The organism is Streptomyces sp. NBC_01471, assembly GCF_041438865.1.
GTDB lineage: Bacteria > Actinomycetota > Actinomycetes > Streptomycetales > Streptomycetaceae > Streptomyces.
On sequence record NZ_CP109450.1, the window covers coordinates 2,390,877 to 2,404,764 of the forward strand.

Below are 13,888 nucleotides of genomic sequence, written 5' to 3' on the forward strand. Positions count from 1 at the left end.
GCCCCTTCCCACCATGGACCGCGTCTTCGCCACCCAGTCCGACCCCGACCAGTGGCTGGTGATCGTCACCGGCGTCGTCGCACTGCTCGCGGTCTTCCCGCACCGCATATGGCGGCTCACCCGCAACGCCGTCACCATCGCCCACGAGGGCGGCCACGGTCTGATCGCGCTGCTCACCGGTCGCCGTCTGGACGGCATCCGGCTGCACTCCGACACCAGCGGCCTCACCGTCAGCCGCGGCAAACCGTCCGGCCTCGGCATGATCCTCACGGCGGGCGCCGGATACACCGCGCCGCCGCTGCTGGGGCTCGGCGGTGCCTGGCTGCTCGCCGCCGACCACATCACTCTCTTCCTCTGGGCCGCCTGCGTCCTGCTCCTCGCGATGCTCGTGATGATCCGCAACGCGTACGGGGCGCTCACCGTGATCGTCACGGGCGCCGCGTTCGTCCTGATCTCCTGGCTGACCAGCGCCGAGGTGCAGGCGGCGTTCGCGTACACGGCTGTCTGGTTCCTGCTCATCGGCGGTGTGCGCCCGGCCTTCGAGCTCCAGCGCAAGCGGGTGCGCGGCCATGCGGGCGATTCGGACGCCGACCAGCTCGGCCGGCTCACCCATCTCCCTCCGACGGTGTGGCTGCTGGTCTTCCACCTCGTCTCGCTCTGCGCGCTCATCGGCGGCGGGCGCTGGCTGCTGGGCCTGTGAGACGGGCGGCGCCCCGGCCCCCCGGCCATCAGTAAAGTGAGGGCCATGACCGAAAGTTCCGCGCACACTCCTCACTGGCCCGCCCCGTACGCGTCAGGAGCCGTCGACGCGACGGTGACCGTGCCCGGATCGAAGTCGGTCACCAACCGCGGACTCGTGCTGGCCGCCCTGGCCGCCGAGCCGGGCTGGCTCCGCCGCCCGCTGCGCTCCCGCGACACCCTGCTGATGGCCGACGCCCTGCGGGCGCTGGGCGTCCGCATCGAGGAGACCGTCTCGTCCAGCTCCGCGGCCGTGGGGGCGACGGGCGGCACGGGTGAGGCCTGGCGGGTGATTCCGGCGGGGCTGCACGGGCCGGCCACCATCGACGTCGGCAACGCCGGCACGGTCATGCGCTTCCTGCCCCCGGTCGCCGCACTCGCCGACGGGCCCGTCCGCTTCGACGGCGACCCCCGGTCGTACGAGCGTCCGCTGCACGGCGTCGTGGACGCGCTGCGCGCGCTCGGCACCCGGATCGACGACGACGGGCGGGGGGCGCTGCCGCTGACGGTGCACGGCGGCGGGGCGCTCGACGGCGGCCGCGTCGAGATCGACGCGTCGTCCTCGTCCCAGTTCATCTCGGCGCTGCTGCTCTCCGCGCCGCGTTTCAACCAGGGCGTCGAGGTACGGCACACCGGGGCCACACTGCCCTCGCTGCCGCACATCCGGATGACCGTGGACATGCTGCGCGCGGTCGGCGCCCAGGTCGACGAGCCGGAGACGGGCGGCGAGCCGAATGTCTGGCGGGTCTCCCCCAGCGCCGTGCTCGGCCGGGACCTGACCGTCGAGCCCGACCTGTCGAACGCCCAGCCGTTCCTGGCGGCCGCCCTGGTCACCGGCGGCCGGGTCACCGTCCCCGACTGGCCCGCGCGGACCACCCAGCCGGGGGACGCGCTGCGGGAGATCTTCACCGCGATGGGAGGCGGCTGCGAGCTGACCGAGCGCGGCCTGGAGTTCACCGGATCAGGCCGGATCCACGGCATCGACGTGGATCTGAGCGAGGTCGGCGAGCTGACCCCGGGCATCGCCGCCGTCGCGGCACTCGCCGACGGACCGTCCACGCTGCGCGGTGTCGCCCACCTGCGGCTGCACGAGACCGACCGGCTGGCGGCGCTGACCGCGGAGATCAACGGACTCGGGGGCGATGTCAGCGAGACCGCCGACGGGCTCCGGATCCGCCCGCGCCCGCTGCACGGCGGCGTCTTCCACACGTACGACGACCACCGCATGGCCACGGCCGGTGCGGTGATCGGGCTCGCCGTCGACGGCGTACAGATCGAGAATGTGGCGACAACCGCCAAAACACTCCCCGACTTCACTGAGATGTGGACCGAAATGCTCAAGGCCTGACGCGATGCGCCGATACGGCAAGAACCCCGACGAGGACGACATCCGCGTCCGCCCCAACCCCAAGGGCAACCGCCCCCGTACGAACATCCGCCCCAAGCACGAGGAAGCCGCCGAGGGCATGGTCCTCACGGTCGACCGGGGCCGGCTCACCTGTCTGGTCGACGGGCGCGCGGTGACCGCCATGAAGGCCCGTGAGCTGGGCCGCAAGGCCGCCGTGGTCGGCGACCAGGTCATGATCGTCGGGGACCTCTCCGGCGCCAAGGACACCCTGGCCCGCATCGTGCGCATCCAGCCCCGGAAGTCGGTGCTGCGCCGCACGGCCGACGACGACGACCCGTTCGAGCGAGTCGTGGTCGCCAACGCCGACCAGCTGGCGATCGTCACCGCCCTGGCCGACCCCGAGCCGCGCCCGCGCATGATCGACCGCTGCCTGGTGGCCGCGTACGACGGCGGCCTCACCCCGCTGCTGGTGCTCACCAAGTCCGACCTGGCCCCGCCCGACGAACTGCTCGCCTCCTACGGGGCGCTCGACATCCCGTACGTGGTGACCAGCCGCGACGAGCTGGCGAAGGGCGAGGCGGCCGACCGGGTCAGGGACTTCCTGAACGACAAGGTCACCGCGTTCGTCGGCCACTCGGGCGTCGGGAAGACGACCCTGGTCAACGCACTGGTGCCGGAAGACCGACGGCGCAGCACCGGCCACGTCAACGCGGTCACCGGCCGCGGCCGGCACACCACGACCTCGGCCCTGGCGCTCCCCCTGCCGGACGACCGCGGCTGGGTCGTCGACACCCCGGGCGTGCGGTCCTTCGGGCTCCACCATGTGGACCCCTCACGCGTCATCCTCGCCTTCCCCGATCTGGTGCCGGGTACGGAGGAGTGCCCGCGCGGCTGCAGCCACGACGAGCCGGAGTGCGCCCTGGACGCCTGGGTGGCCGGGGGGCACGCCGACCCGGCGCGGCTGGATTCACTGCGCAGGCTGCTGGCCACCCGGGAGCGGCGCGAGGGCGACTGATCCACCGGTTTGCCGCCCGGCCGAGCTGGCTGAATGCATAATCGCTCCCAGTAACGACAGGCCCCAAGGGGAGGCACTGAATGGCGTGGCTGCTGGTCGTGGTCGCGGGACTCCTGGAGACCGGCTTCGCCGTGTGTCTCAAGCTCTCGCACGGATTCACCCGGCTCTGGCCGACGATCGCCTTCGCCTCGTTCGCGCTGGGCAGCTTCGGGCTGCTGACGCTCTCGCTGCGGAAGCTGGATGTCGGGCCCGCCTACGCCGTGTGGACCGGCATCGGCGCGGCGGGCACCGCGATCTACGGGATGGTCTTCCTCGGTGACATCGTCTCCACCCTCAAACTCGTCTCGATCGGGCTCGTGATCGTGGGCGTGATCGGGCTCCAGATCTCCGGTTCGGCGCACTGACGCGGCCGCGGGCCGGGCGGTCGCGGGCCGGGGATCGTCACACCACCTCGCGCACCGCGGGGAAGTGACAGGCCGCCACATGGTCGGCCGCGTGCCGCTGGTCCACCGGCACCTCGCTCTCGCAGCGCTTCCGCTCGTCCGCGCCGAGCCGCGCGAAGACGGGGCAGCGGGCCCGGAAGCGGCAGCCCTCGTACCGGTGGGTGGGGCTGGGCGGGTCACCGGGCAGCAGGATCCTGGTGCGCTGCCGCTCGCGTTCGCGCACCGGGTCCGGCAGCGGGACGGCGGAGAGCAGCGCCTGCGTGTACGGGTGCCTGGGCCGCTCGAAGACCTCACCGACCGCCCCCGACTCGACGGTGCGCCCGAGGTAGACGACGCTCACCCGGTCCGCGATGTGCCGCACCACGGACAGGTCGTGCGAGACGAACAGATAGGCCAGACCCAGCTCGGACTTGAGCCGCCGCAGCAGGTTGAGGACGCCCGCCTGCACGGACACGTCGAGCGCGGAGACCGGTTCGTCGAGGACCAGCAGTTTCGGGCCGACGGACAGGGCGCGGGCGATGCCGATGCGCTGGCGCTGGCCGCCGGAGAACTCGTGCGGGAAGCGGGTGGCGTGCGCCGGGTCGAGGCCGACCTGTCCGAGCAGTCCGGGGACGCGTCCCGCCGCGGTCCTGCGGTCCGTGCCCTGGGCACGCAGCGGCTCGGCGACGATGTCACCGACCGTCATCCGCGGGTCGAGGCTGGCCATCGGGTCCTGGAAGACGATCTGCACCTGTCCGCGCAGCGCCCGGCGGGCAGCCGCGCCGAGACCGTCGAGCGACTGTCCGAAGAGCTCGATCTCGCCGCCCTCGGGGCGCACCAGGTTGAGCAGCTCGAAGAGCGTGGTGGACTTGCCGGAACCGGATTCCCCGACGAGTGCGAGGGTCTCGCCGCGGCGGATCCGCAGATCGACCCCGTCCACGGCGTGCACGGTGCCGACCCGCCGCTTGAAGGCGCTGCCCTTCAGAACGGGGAACGTCCTGACGAGTCCGCGCACGTCCAGCACGGCGCCGGCGCCGGTCCCTCCGGCGGGGGCACCAGGTGCGGCTCCGGTGGCAGGTGCGGCTTCGGCAGCGGGCGGGATGTCCGGTACCGGGAACACATCGAGCGGGCCGAGCCGCTTCTCCGCGATCTCGTCGGCGCGTACGCACGCGACCGCGTGCCCGTCCACGGTCCGCAGGGCGGGCTCAGCCGTCAGGCAGGGCTCCCCGGCGAGCGGGCAGCGCGGTGCGAACGGGCAGCCGGGCCCGGTGCTCCCGGCCGTGGGCGGTGACCCGGGGATCGGCACCAGCACCTCACCGGCGGTGTCCAGCCGGGGCACCGCGCCGATCAGGCCCAGTGTGTACGGCATCCGGGGCCGCTCGAAGAGCTCTTCGGCGGGGGCGCTCTCCACGATCCGTCCCGCGTACATCACCGCCACCCGGTCCGCCGCGCCCGCTATCACCCCGAGGTCGTGGCTGACGAGGACCAGCGCGGCGCCGGTCTCGCGCTGCGCGGTGCGCAGCACATCGAGCACCTGCGCCTGGATGGTGACGTCCAGGGCGGTCGTCGGCTCGTCGGCGAGGATGACGTCCGGGTTGTTCGCCATGGCCATCGCGATCATGGCGCGCTGGCGCATCCCGCCGGAGAACTCGTGCGGATAGGACTGCGCCCTGAGTCCGGGCTCCGGGATCCCGACGAGGTCGAGGAGTTCGACGGCGCGCGCACGGGCCGCCGCACGCGGGATGTCCTGGTGGGCCCGGACCGCCTCGGCGATCTGGTCGCCGATCCGGTAGACGGGGGTGAAGGCGGAGAGCGGGTCCTGGAAGACCATGCCGATCCGGCTGCCGCGCACCGCGGACAGCTCGCGGTCGGAGGCGCCGACGAGTTCCGTACCGTCGAGCCTGACCGATCCGCGTACGGCCGCGTTCCCGGGCAGCAGCCCGAGGACGGCGAGCGCGGTCGCGGACTTGCCGGACCCCGACTCCCCCACCAGGCCGAGCACTTCGCCGCGCCGCAGCGAGAAGCTCACGCCGCGGACCGCGGGTGCGCCGTCGAAGTCGACCTCCAGACCACTCACTTCGAGTACCGCGGTCATCGCTTTGCCCCCTTGCGGCTGCGGCGCCGGCGGGAGGTCGGGTCCAGCGCGTCGCGCAGCCCGTCTCCCACCAGATTCACCGCGAGTACGAAAATGATCAGAAGCCCCGCTGCGAAGAAGAACATCCAGGGATACGTGACGGCAGCCCCCGTCGAGGAGGCGATGAGCGTGCCCAGCGAGACGTCGGGCGACTGGACGCCGAACCCGAAGTACGAGAGCGCTGTCTCGCTCATCACCGCGCCGCCGACCGCGATGGTGGCGTCGATGATGAGGAACGAGGCGATGTTGGGCACCACATGACGCCAGATGATCCGGAAGGGTCCGACGCCCATGTACCGGGCCGCACGCACGAACTCGCGTTCCTTCAGCGACAGCGTCATCGACCTGACCACGCGTGCGGTGATCATCCAGCCGAAGACGGCGAGCAGCCCGACGAAGGCGAACCAGCCGCCGTTCTGCAGCCGCGGCGAGATGATCGCGATGATCAGGAAGGACGGGAAGACCAGCAGCAGGTCGACGAAGAACATCAGGATCCGGTCGGTCCAGCCGCCGAAGTACCCGGCGCAGGCGCCGGTCAGCGAGGCCAGGACCGTGGAGAACAGCGCCACGAGCAGACCGATCAGCAGGGACTTCTGGAGTCCCCGGATGGTCTGGGCGAAGACGTCCTGGCCGATGCGGTTGGTGCCCCACCAGTGCTGGGCGCTCGGGGCTTCCCGCAGTGCGGTGTAGTCGATGTGGCTGTAGTCCCAGCGGCTGATCAGCGGGCCGGCGAAGGCCAGCAGGAAGAGCAGCAGCAGCAGGACGGCTCCGGTGAGCGCGCCCCGGTTGTGTACGAAACGGCGCAGCACCACCGAGGCGCGCCCCGCGGGGCGTATCGGCTCCGCACCCTGGCCGGCCGCGTCGGCGGCGGCGGTCTCTATGACAGCGGTCATGGTGTCCGTACTCCTCAGGCGTTCCGGATGCGCGGGTCGAGCGCGGCGTGCAGGACGTCCGCGAGGAAGCCGGAGAGCAGCACCAGCACGGCGGCGAACACGTTGACGGCGACGACCGAGTTGACGTCGTTCTTGCCGATGGAGGAGACGAACCACTCGCCCATCCCGTGCCAGCCGAAGATCGTCTCGGTGAAGGTGGCGCCGGTGAAGAGCGCCAGGAACCCGTAGCTGAAGTACGTCGACATGGGGATCAGCGCGGTCCGCAGCCCGTGTCTGATCAGCGCGGTGCGCCGCGTGAGGCCCTTGGCCTGTGCGGTGCGCAGATAGTCCGAGCCGAGGACGTCGAGCATGGTGGAGCGCTGGTAACGGCTGTAGCTGGCGATGGTGCCCAGCGCGATGGAGACGGTCGGCAGCAGCAGGTGCACCGAACGGTCCTTCAGCACGGCGAAGAAGCCGGAGTCCACTCCGGGGGTCTTCTCACCGGTGAACTCGATGAAGTCGGTGCCGGTCTTCTGGTTGAACCAGATCGCACCGATCTTCAGCAGCACCGCGAGCAGGAACACCGGCGTGGAGAGCAGCACGAAGGAGATCAGGGTCACCGTGCGGTCGGAGAGCCGGTACTGGCGTACGGCGGTCCAGGCCCCGGCGAGGACGCCGATGACCGTGCCGAGGATGCTGCCCAGGAGCAGCAGCCGCAGGCTGACCCCGATCCGGCGGCCGAACTCCGCGCCCACCGAGGTCCCGTCGATGGTCTGCCCGAGGTCACCGCGCAGGGCGTGTCCGGCCCAGTGGGCGAAGCGGGTGAGCAGCGGCGTGTGGTCGTTGACGCCGAGCGCGGTGAGGTGGTGGTCGACGGAGCTGGGCGAGAGGGGTGGCTGGCGCCCCTCGTAGTACGCGCGCGGATCGAGCGCGAGTGACGCCAGCAGGTACGACAGACAGATGGCGACAAGCAACAGGACGGCGTAGTAGCCGAGTCGCTTGGCCAGGAAGGCGGCCACGGGTGTTGGTCCTCCGCTGGGGTTCGGGCGCTGGGGATCGTGGTGGGATCACGGCCGCGGCAGGCCCCATCGGTGCCTTTGTCCGGTGCTGATCGAGTATCGATCGTCCGGCGTCATTCATCGGGTGCTTTTCGTCGGCTTGTTGATCCAGTTTGACCAGTGTTTGTTGCGCGCATGCAAAGAATGGATAACAGCATCACCGGAGCCCTCCCGTTGTGCAAGGAGATCGACTTACCTTCTCGGGGACTGTGACCTCGATCAGGTCACCTTGAACCGGAGGAAGAACACCGATGCGCAGAACCACCGTTGTCGCCATCGCCGCAGCACTGTCGGCCACCCTGGCGGTGGCGGGCTGCAGCTCCTCCGACGGTGACGGCGACTCGGCCAAGAAGCAGGCGGCTCCGCAGGCGGACGGCCAGAGCATCAACGCGCATCCGGTGAGCGACCTGAAGCAGGGCGGCTCGCTGCGGTTCGGGATCGATCAGTGGATCACGCAGTACAACATCAACCAGGTGGACGGCCAGCAGGGGGACGGCGCGGACCTCGCCGGAGCGGTCCTGCCCGATCTCTTCGACGCCGACGCCAAGGGGATCGGCCACCCCAACCCCAACTTCGTGGTCTCGGCCAAGGTCACGTCCACCAGCCCGCAGGTGGTGACGTACGAGCTGAACCCGAAGGCGAAGTGGTCCGACGGGAAGCCGCTGAGCTGGAAGGACTTCCACGCCCAGTGGACGGCGCTGAACGGTAAGGACAAGGCGTACGAAGCGGCCGACACCACGGGCTACGACCAGATATCCAAGGTCGAGCAGGGCGCCGACACACATGCGGTGAAGATCACCTTCGGCACGCCGTACGCCGACTGGCAGCGCCTCTTCGACCCGCTGTACCCGGCCGCCTACATCGGCACCCCGCAGAAGTTCAACACGGGCTGGACACAGAAGGCGCCGGTCACCGGAGCCGCGTTCAAGGTCGGCACGTATGACAAGACGGGCCAGACCGTCACCCTGGTCCCCGACCCCAAGTGGTGGGGGAACAAGCCCAGGCTGGCCTCCATCGTCTACCGCGTCCTCGACATCAGCGCCAACACCGAGGCGTACCTCAACAAGGAAGTCGACGACGCGCCCGCCATCCAGCCCGAGGACTACAAGCGGCTGGTCAAGGCCCCGGACACCGACATCCGCCGCGGGGCGCGCTGGGACGAGGTGCACATCACGCTCAACGGCGGCCGGGGCCCGCTGAAGGACGTCAGGGTGCGGAACGCCCTCCAGGCGGCCACCGACCGCAAGGGAATCAACGCCAGCTTCGCCAAGGACCTGTCCTTCGAACTGAAGCCGCTGGACAACCACTTCTTCATGCCCAACCAGCAGGGCTACCAGGACAACACCAGCGAGTTCGACAAGTTCGACCCCGAGAAGGCCAAGAAGCTGCTGGACGAGGCGGGCTGGAAGAGCGCGGGTGAGGGCAAGCCGCGCACCAAGGACGGTAAGAAGCTCACCCTCGACTACGTCCTGAGCGCGGGCGGCAATTCCTCCTCCACCGACCAGGCCGAACTGGTGCAGCAGATGTACGGAGCGGTGGGCGTCCGGGTCGAGATCAAGAAGGTCCCGGCCAACGACTACTTCAACAAGTTCGTGAACCTCGGCAACTTCGACCTCGCCAGCTTCCGCAACGTCGACGAAAGCTACACGAGCAAGATCTACCCCGTCTTCCAGCAGCCGCGGGGCAAGAACCTCTTCCAGAACTTCGGCTCGGTCGGCTCCCCGAAGATCGACGCGCTGATGAAGAAGGCCGGCGAGGCCACCGACCACGCCCAGGCCATCAAGCTCTACAACGAGGCCGACGCGGAGATCTGGAAGCTCGGCCACTCGATCGAGCTGTACCAGCGCCCGCAGATCATCGCGGTCCGCAAGGGCCTCGCCAACTACGGAGCGACCGGCCTCGCCGACACCGACTACACCAAGGTCGGCTGGCTCAAGAAGTAGGACGCGCCGCTCACGCCGCCCGCACCACCGCGTCGCGCACCAGGCGATCGAGCGTCAGATCGCCCGGTGCGAGGAGGTGCGAGAGCGCGAGGCGTACGGCCACCTCGCACCGGTACACGAGGTCGGCCGCCTCCTCCTCCACATGTCCGGCGGTCAGCGCCAGGGCCGCCCGGTGGCGTACCGCCGCGATCAGCTCGCCCGGCGCGGGCGGCCCCGTGTCCGCACGGCGCTGGGCGGGGACGTACGACCTGCCGGGCCGGGGCGCTGGGCCGGGCGCGGGCAGCCGACCGGCCCAGCAGCCGGTCAGCAGCGCCCGAACCAGCGGGCGCGAACGGGCGGCCGCGACCGTCCACTCGGCGACGGCCACCATCCGCTCGCGTTCCGTGGCCGGTCCGGCCAGCGCACGCTCCACGCCCCGGAGGTACCGGTCGGCCTCGCGCCGTACCAGGGCGCGGGCCAGGCCCTCCTTGGAACCGAACTCGTTGTAGAGGGTCTGCCGGGAGACCCCCGCAGCGGACGCCACATCCACCATGCGCACGGCGGACCAGTCGCGTTCGGTGAGGGCTGTGAGGGCGGAGTCGAGCAGGGATTCTCGCGCTGCGGGCATCGTCGCCTCCGGGGGCGGTACGGCTCTGCGCTCAGAGTTGACGGAGGCCGCAGGGGTGTCAATACCCGGCCCCCTGTCGACCTCCCGTGCGACAGCCCGCCCGGCAGGGCCCTGTGGCTCGATCGAGCACCCGGTGGATACTGTGACGACCATGCCCGACTACCACGATGATCTGCGCTTCGCCCATGTCCTCGCGGACGCCGCCGACGCGGCGACCATGGACCGGTTCAAGGCCCTCGACCTGAAGGTCGAGACCAAGCCGGACATGACCCCCGTGACGGAGGCCGACAAGGGCGCCGAGGAGCTGATCCGCGGACAGCTCCAGCGCGCCAGGCCCCGCGACGCGATCCTCGGTGAGGAGTACGGCCTGTCGGGCACGGGCCCGCGCCGCTGGATCATCGACCCGATCGACGGCACCAAGAACTACGTACGCGGGGTCCCGGTCTGGGCCACGCTGATCTCGCTCGCGGTGGCGGGCGAGGACGGCCACGAACCGGTGGTCGGCGTGGTGTCCGCACCGGCGCTGGGCCGCCGCTGGTGGGCGGCGAAGGGCGGCGGCGCGTACACCGGGCGCAGTCTGACCTCGGCCACCCGGCTGCACGTCTCCAAGGTCGCCAAGGTCTCGGACTCGTCGTTCGCGTACTCCTCGCTGACCGGCTGGGACGAACAGGGCCGGCTCGACGGCTTCCTGGACCTGACCCGGGACTGCTGGCGCACCCGGGGGTACGGGGACTTCTGGCCGTACATGATGGTCGCCGAGGGTTCGGTGGACATGTGCGCGGAGCCCGAGCTGTCGCTCTGGGACATGGCGGCCACCGCCATCGTCGTCCAGGAGGCCGGCGGCGAGTTCACCAGCCTGGACGGGGTGCGGGGAGTCGAGGGCGGCAACGCGGCCGCCTCCAACGGGCTGCTCCACGGGGAACTGCTGAGCTATCTGCGCGGATGAACACCCCCGGCAGGTACTGACCGGGGCGCGTTTCACGGAAGCGGAGGCGGCGGCGCTTCCGCACCACCCTCTTCACCCCTGCTGACTCCTTCCGCACCCTTGCTCACCTCGCACCCGGGTGGGACTCTGAGAGCTCCCCCACTTGTGAACTTGTGAATTCACGCGCATGCTGGATTCCCCAGGAGGTGGCACCCGCCATGTTCGTCCGCGACGCCATGAGCACGGTGGTCCTCACCATCGGCCCGGCCCACACCCTCCGACAGTCCGCCACTCTGATGTCCGCACGCCGTATCGGCGCGGCTGTCGTCCTCGATCCCGACACCTGCGGGGTCGGCATTCTCACCGAACGCGACATCCTGAACGCCGTCGGCGGCGGCCTGGATCCCGACCAGGAGACCGCGGGCGCCCACACCACCACCGATGTCGTCTTCGCCGCACCCTCCTGGACCCTGGAGGAAGCCGCGGGCGCGATGGCGAACGGCGGCTTCCGGCATCTCATCGTGCTCGACGACATCGGCCCCGTCGGGGTCGTGTCGGTGCGCGACATCATCCGCTGCTGGGCGCCGGACAGAAGCGCACCGGCGGCGCTGGTCTCCTGACCCGGACAACCCGGTGTACGGGCAACCCGGTGTACGGGCACAGCGGTTCCCGTACGCGGACAGCACGGGAGGGCCGGACCCCCGCACGGGGATCCGGCCCTCCTCAGTCCTGCTCAGCCGGTGCTCCGGCCGGTGCGGTTCAGGCGCGCAGGGCCTGGACCGCCGCTTCCAGCCGCTTGCCGAGGTCACCGTCGGCCTGGCGGAAGTTGTTCACCGCGCGCTCGGCGATGTCGTCGCGCGAGACCTTCGAGATGAAGCCGGCCAGGTTCTCGACGAGCCTGCCCTTCTCGTCCTCGGTCATCTGGCGGTACAGGTTGCCGGGCTGGACGAAGTCGTCGTCCTCCGCGTGGCTGGGCGCGGGGTGGTTGCCCGTGGCGCCGCTGACCTGGGTGGAGTTCCAGAGCCGCCGGTCCGTCTGGAAGGGGCCGCCGAAGCTGTTCGGCTCGTAGTTCTTGCTGCCCTTGTGACGGCCGTCGTACAGCACGCCGTCCCGGTAGTTGGTGTTCACCTCGGCGGCGTGCGGACGGTTCACCGGCAGGTGGTCGGCGTTGATGCCGACGCGGTAGCGGTGCGCGTCGCCGTACGCGAAGAGACGGCCCTGGAGCATCTTGTCCGGCGAAGGACCGATGCCCGGCACGAAGTTGGCCGGCGAGAAGGTGGACTGCTCGACCTCGGCGAAGATGTTCTCCGGGTTGCGGTTGAGCTCCAGCTTCCCGATCTCGATCGGCGGGTAGTCCTCGTGCGGCCAGACCTTGGTCAGGTCGAACGGGTTGAAGCGGTAGTTGGCCGCGTCGGCCACCGGCATGACCTGGATCTGCACGGTCCAGGACGGGAAGTCACCGCGCTCGATGGACTCACGCAGGTCGCGCTGGTGGCTGTCCGGGTCCACGCCCGAGAGGCGGTTGGCCTCGTCGGTGGTGAGGTTCTTGATGCCCTGGTCGGTCTTGAAGTGGTACTTGACCCAGAAGGCTTCGCCCTCCGCGTTGTTCCACTGGTACGTGTGCGAGCCGTACCCGTTCATGTGGCGGAAGGTCGCCGGGATGCCGCGGTCACCGAAGAGCCAGGTCACCTGGTGGGTCGACTCGGGGCTGAGACCCCAGAAGTCCCAGACGTTGTCGGCCTCCTGCGAACCGGTGTACGGGTCGCGCTTCTGGGTGTGGATGAAGTCGGGGAACTTGATGGCGTCCTTGATGAAGAAGACGGGCGTGTTGTTCCCGACGAGGTCGTAGTTCCCCTCCTCCGTGTAGAACTTCAGCGCGAAGCCGCGGGGGTCACGCACCGCGTCCGCCGAACCGAGGTTGCCCGCCACGGTCGAGAAGCGCAGGAAGGTCTCGGTCTGCTTGCCGACCTCGGAGAGGAACTTCGCGCGCGTCCACTGCGAGACGTCGCGGGTCAGCGTGAAGGTGCCGTACGCGCCTGCGCCGCGGGCGTGCACGATGCGCTCCGGAATGCGCTCACGGTTGAAGTGCGCGAGCTTCTCGAGGAGCAGCTGGTCCTGCACCAGAACCGGACCACCGGCGCCTGCGGTCTCGCTGTTCTGGTTGTCGGCAACCGGAGCTCCGGTCTCCGTGGTGAGTGGTCCCTGCGTCACGTGCGCCTCCTGCGTCATTCCTGCTGTGTCCTGTCCCTTGGCGTGTGCCGCTCCCGATCCTACGATGGACTTTGTCTAAGTCAAGTGATAGTCCAAAGTCACATCCATTCGGGACTCGACCCTTCTCCTGTTAGGCTGGACCTTATGAGTGACCTGTTGGAACGCCTGCGCGAGCGGGGCTGGCGCATGACCGCCCAGCGTCGCGTCGTGGCCGAGGTCCTCGACGGGGACCACGTTCATCTGACCGCCGACGAGGTACATGCCCGCGCCGTCTCGCGGCTGCCGGAGATCTCCCGGGCAACGGTTTACAACACCCTGGGCGAGATGGTCGTCCTCGGCGAGGTGATCGAGGTCTCCACGGACCGCCGCGCCAAGCGGTACGACCCGAACGCGCACCGGCCGCACCAGCACCTGGTCTGCGCCCAGTGCGGCTCCATCCGCGACGTGCACCCCGCGGGCAACCCCCTGCGGGACCTCCCGGACACGGAGCGCTTCGGCTTCACGATCTCCGACGTCGAGGTGACGTACCGGGGCATCTGCCCGGCCTGTGCGGGAGCCTGAACCCTCTCCAGCACTCCCACCGGAGCCCCGGGGCAAGCGCCCCGGGGCTCCGTC

Annotated in this window: 13 protein-coding genes; 8 read left to right on the forward strand and 5 right to left on the reverse strand. The window is 70.1% G+C overall.

The features are described from left to right. Positions 1–13 precede the first annotated feature (13 nt). The 4 genes from OG285_RS10260 (at position 14) to OG285_RS10275 (ending at position 3,505) form a co-directional block, all read left to right on the forward strand. Positions 14–700, forward strand: a complete 687-nt coding sequence (locus tag OG285_RS10260) for a M50 family metallopeptidase (RefSeq protein WP_371790806.1) — start codon at positions 14–16, stop codon at positions 698–700. A 45-nt stretch (positions 701–745) separates the two neighbouring features. Then, positions 746–2,086 carry a 3-phosphoshikimate 1-carboxyvinyltransferase gene (aroA, locus tag OG285_RS10265; protein WP_356827238.1) on the forward strand — a complete coding sequence of 447 codons (1,341 nt, stop codon included), beginning with the start codon at positions 746–748 and terminating at the stop codon, positions 2,084–2,086. Between the two features lie 4 nt (positions 2,087–2,090). Beyond that, positions 2,091–3,101 (forward strand): ribosome small subunit-dependent GTPase A, encoded by a 1,011-nt coding sequence (gene rsgA, locus OG285_RS10270; protein WP_356827239.1) that lies wholly within the window; start codon positions 2,091–2,093, stop codon positions 3,099–3,101. 80 nt (positions 3,102–3,181) lie between these two features. After that, positions 3,182–3,505, forward strand: coding sequence for a multidrug efflux SMR transporter (locus tag OG285_RS10275; protein WP_328319545.1), 324 nt, complete (start codon positions 3,182–3,184; stop codon positions 3,503–3,505). A 37-nt stretch (positions 3,506–3,542) separates the two neighbouring features. Here OG285_RS10275 and OG285_RS10280 read toward each other — a convergent pair whose 3' ends face one another. The 3 genes from OG285_RS10280 to OG285_RS10290 are packed head-to-tail and all read right to left on the reverse strand — an operon-like array spanning position 3,543 to position 7,548. Next, positions 3,543–5,618, reverse strand: coding sequence for a dipeptide ABC transporter ATP-binding protein (locus OG285_RS10280; protein ID WP_371790807.1), 2,076 nt, complete (start codon positions 5,616–5,618; stop codon positions 3,543–3,545). Next, positions 5,615–6,550 (reverse strand): ABC transporter permease, encoded by a 936-nt coding sequence (locus OG285_RS10285; RefSeq protein WP_356827241.1) that lies wholly within the window; start codon positions 6,548–6,550, stop codon positions 5,615–5,617. The genes OG285_RS10280 and OG285_RS10285 overlap by 4 nt, the downstream gene beginning before the upstream one ends. 14 nt (positions 6,551–6,564) lie before the next feature. Further along, positions 6,565–7,548: an ABC transporter permease gene (locus OG285_RS10290; RefSeq protein WP_356827242.1), complete on the reverse strand. Its 984-nt coding sequence runs from the start codon at positions 7,546–7,548 to the stop codon at positions 6,565–6,567. A gap of 290 nt (positions 7,549–7,838) precedes the next feature. On the opposite strand from OG285_RS10290, the gene OG285_RS10295 reads away from it, so the two are divergent. After that, a complete protein-coding gene (locus tag OG285_RS10295; RefSeq protein ID WP_356827243.1) occupies positions 7,839–9,530 on the forward strand; it encodes an ABC transporter family substrate-binding protein in 1,692 nt (563 codons plus the stop codon). A 10-nt stretch (positions 9,531–9,540) separates the two neighbouring features. On the opposite strand, the gene OG285_RS10300 is transcribed toward OG285_RS10295, so the two are convergent. Then, the gene (locus OG285_RS10300; RefSeq protein ID WP_356827244.1) at positions 9,541–10,137 is read right to left on the reverse strand and encodes a helix-turn-helix domain-containing protein; all 597 of its coding nucleotides are present in this window, start codon (positions 10,135–10,137) and stop codon (positions 9,541–9,543) included. Positions 10,138–10,288: 151 nt separating this feature from the next. On the opposite strand from OG285_RS10300, the gene hisN reads away from it, so the two are divergent. Both hisN and OG285_RS10310 read left to right on the forward strand, forming a co-directional pair. Beyond that, positions 10,289–11,083 (forward strand): histidinol-phosphatase, encoded by a 795-nt coding sequence (gene hisN, locus OG285_RS10305; RefSeq protein ID WP_356827245.1) that lies wholly within the window; start codon positions 10,289–10,291, stop codon positions 11,081–11,083. A 197-nt stretch (positions 11,084–11,280) separates the two neighbouring features. After that, positions 11,281–11,682 (forward strand): cyclic nucleotide-binding/CBS domain-containing protein, encoded by a 402-nt coding sequence (locus OG285_RS10310; protein WP_371790808.1) that lies wholly within the window; start codon positions 11,281–11,283, stop codon positions 11,680–11,682. A gap of 139 nt (positions 11,683–11,821) precedes the next feature. Here OG285_RS10310 and OG285_RS10315 read toward each other — a convergent pair whose 3' ends face one another. Continuing rightward, the gene (locus OG285_RS10315) at positions 11,822–13,291 is read right to left on the reverse strand and encodes a catalase (RefSeq protein ID WP_356827247.1); all 1,470 of its coding nucleotides are present in this window, start codon (positions 13,289–13,291) and stop codon (positions 11,822–11,824) included. Between the two features lie 126 nt (positions 13,292–13,417). Between OG285_RS10315 and OG285_RS10320 the strand changes: the two genes are divergently transcribed. Continuing rightward, positions 13,418–13,834, forward strand: coding sequence for a Fur family transcriptional regulator (locus tag OG285_RS10320; protein ID WP_356827248.1), 417 nt, complete (start codon positions 13,418–13,420; stop codon positions 13,832–13,834). Positions 13,835–13,888: the final 54 nt, after the last annotated feature.

What these genes read in the sequence shown, in the direction of transcription:
- OG285_RS10320 (WP_356827248.1), top strand. Translation starts at nt 13,418, where the DNA reads ATGAGTGACCTGTTGGAACGCCTGCGCGAGCGGGGCTGGCGCATGACC.
- OG285_RS10285 (WP_356827241.1), bottom strand. Translation starts at nt 6,550, where the DNA reads ATGACCGCTGTCATAGAGACCGCCGCCGCCGACGCGGCCGGCCAGGGT.
- aroA (WP_356827238.1), top strand. Translation starts at nt 746, where the DNA reads ATGACCGAAAGTTCCGCGCACACTCCTCACTGGCCCGCCCCGTACGCG.
- OG285_RS10275 (WP_328319545.1), top strand. Translation starts at nt 3,182, where the DNA reads ATGGCGTGGCTGCTGGTCGTGGTCGCGGGACTCCTGGAGACCGGCTTC.
- OG285_RS10280 (WP_371790807.1), bottom strand. Translation starts at nt 5,618, where the DNA reads ATGACCGCGGTACTCGAAGTGAGTGGTCTGGAGGTCGACTTCGACGGC.
- OG285_RS10300 (WP_356827244.1), bottom strand. Translation starts at nt 10,137, where the DNA reads ATGCCCGCAGCGCGAGAATCCCTGCTCGACTCCGCCCTCACAGCCCTC.
- rsgA (WP_356827239.1), top strand. Translation starts at nt 2,091, where the DNA reads ATGCGCCGATACGGCAAGAACCCCGACGAGGACGACATCCGCGTCCGC.
- OG285_RS10310 (WP_371790808.1), top strand. Translation starts at nt 11,281, where the DNA reads ATGTTCGTCCGCGACGCCATGAGCACGGTGGTCCTCACCATCGGCCCG.
- OG285_RS10260 (WP_371790806.1), top strand. Translation starts at nt 14, where the DNA reads ATGGACCGCGTCTTCGCCACCCAGTCCGACCCCGACCAGTGGCTGGTG.
- OG285_RS10295 (WP_356827243.1), top strand. Translation starts at nt 7,839, where the DNA reads ATGCGCAGAACCACCGTTGTCGCCATCGCCGCAGCACTGTCGGCCACC.
- OG285_RS10315 (WP_356827247.1), bottom strand. Translation starts at nt 13,291, where the DNA reads ATGACGCAGGAGGCGCACGTGACGCAGGGACCACTCACCACGGAGACC.
- hisN (WP_356827245.1), top strand. Translation starts at nt 10,289, where the DNA reads ATGCCCGACTACCACGATGATCTGCGCTTCGCCCATGTCCTCGCGGAC.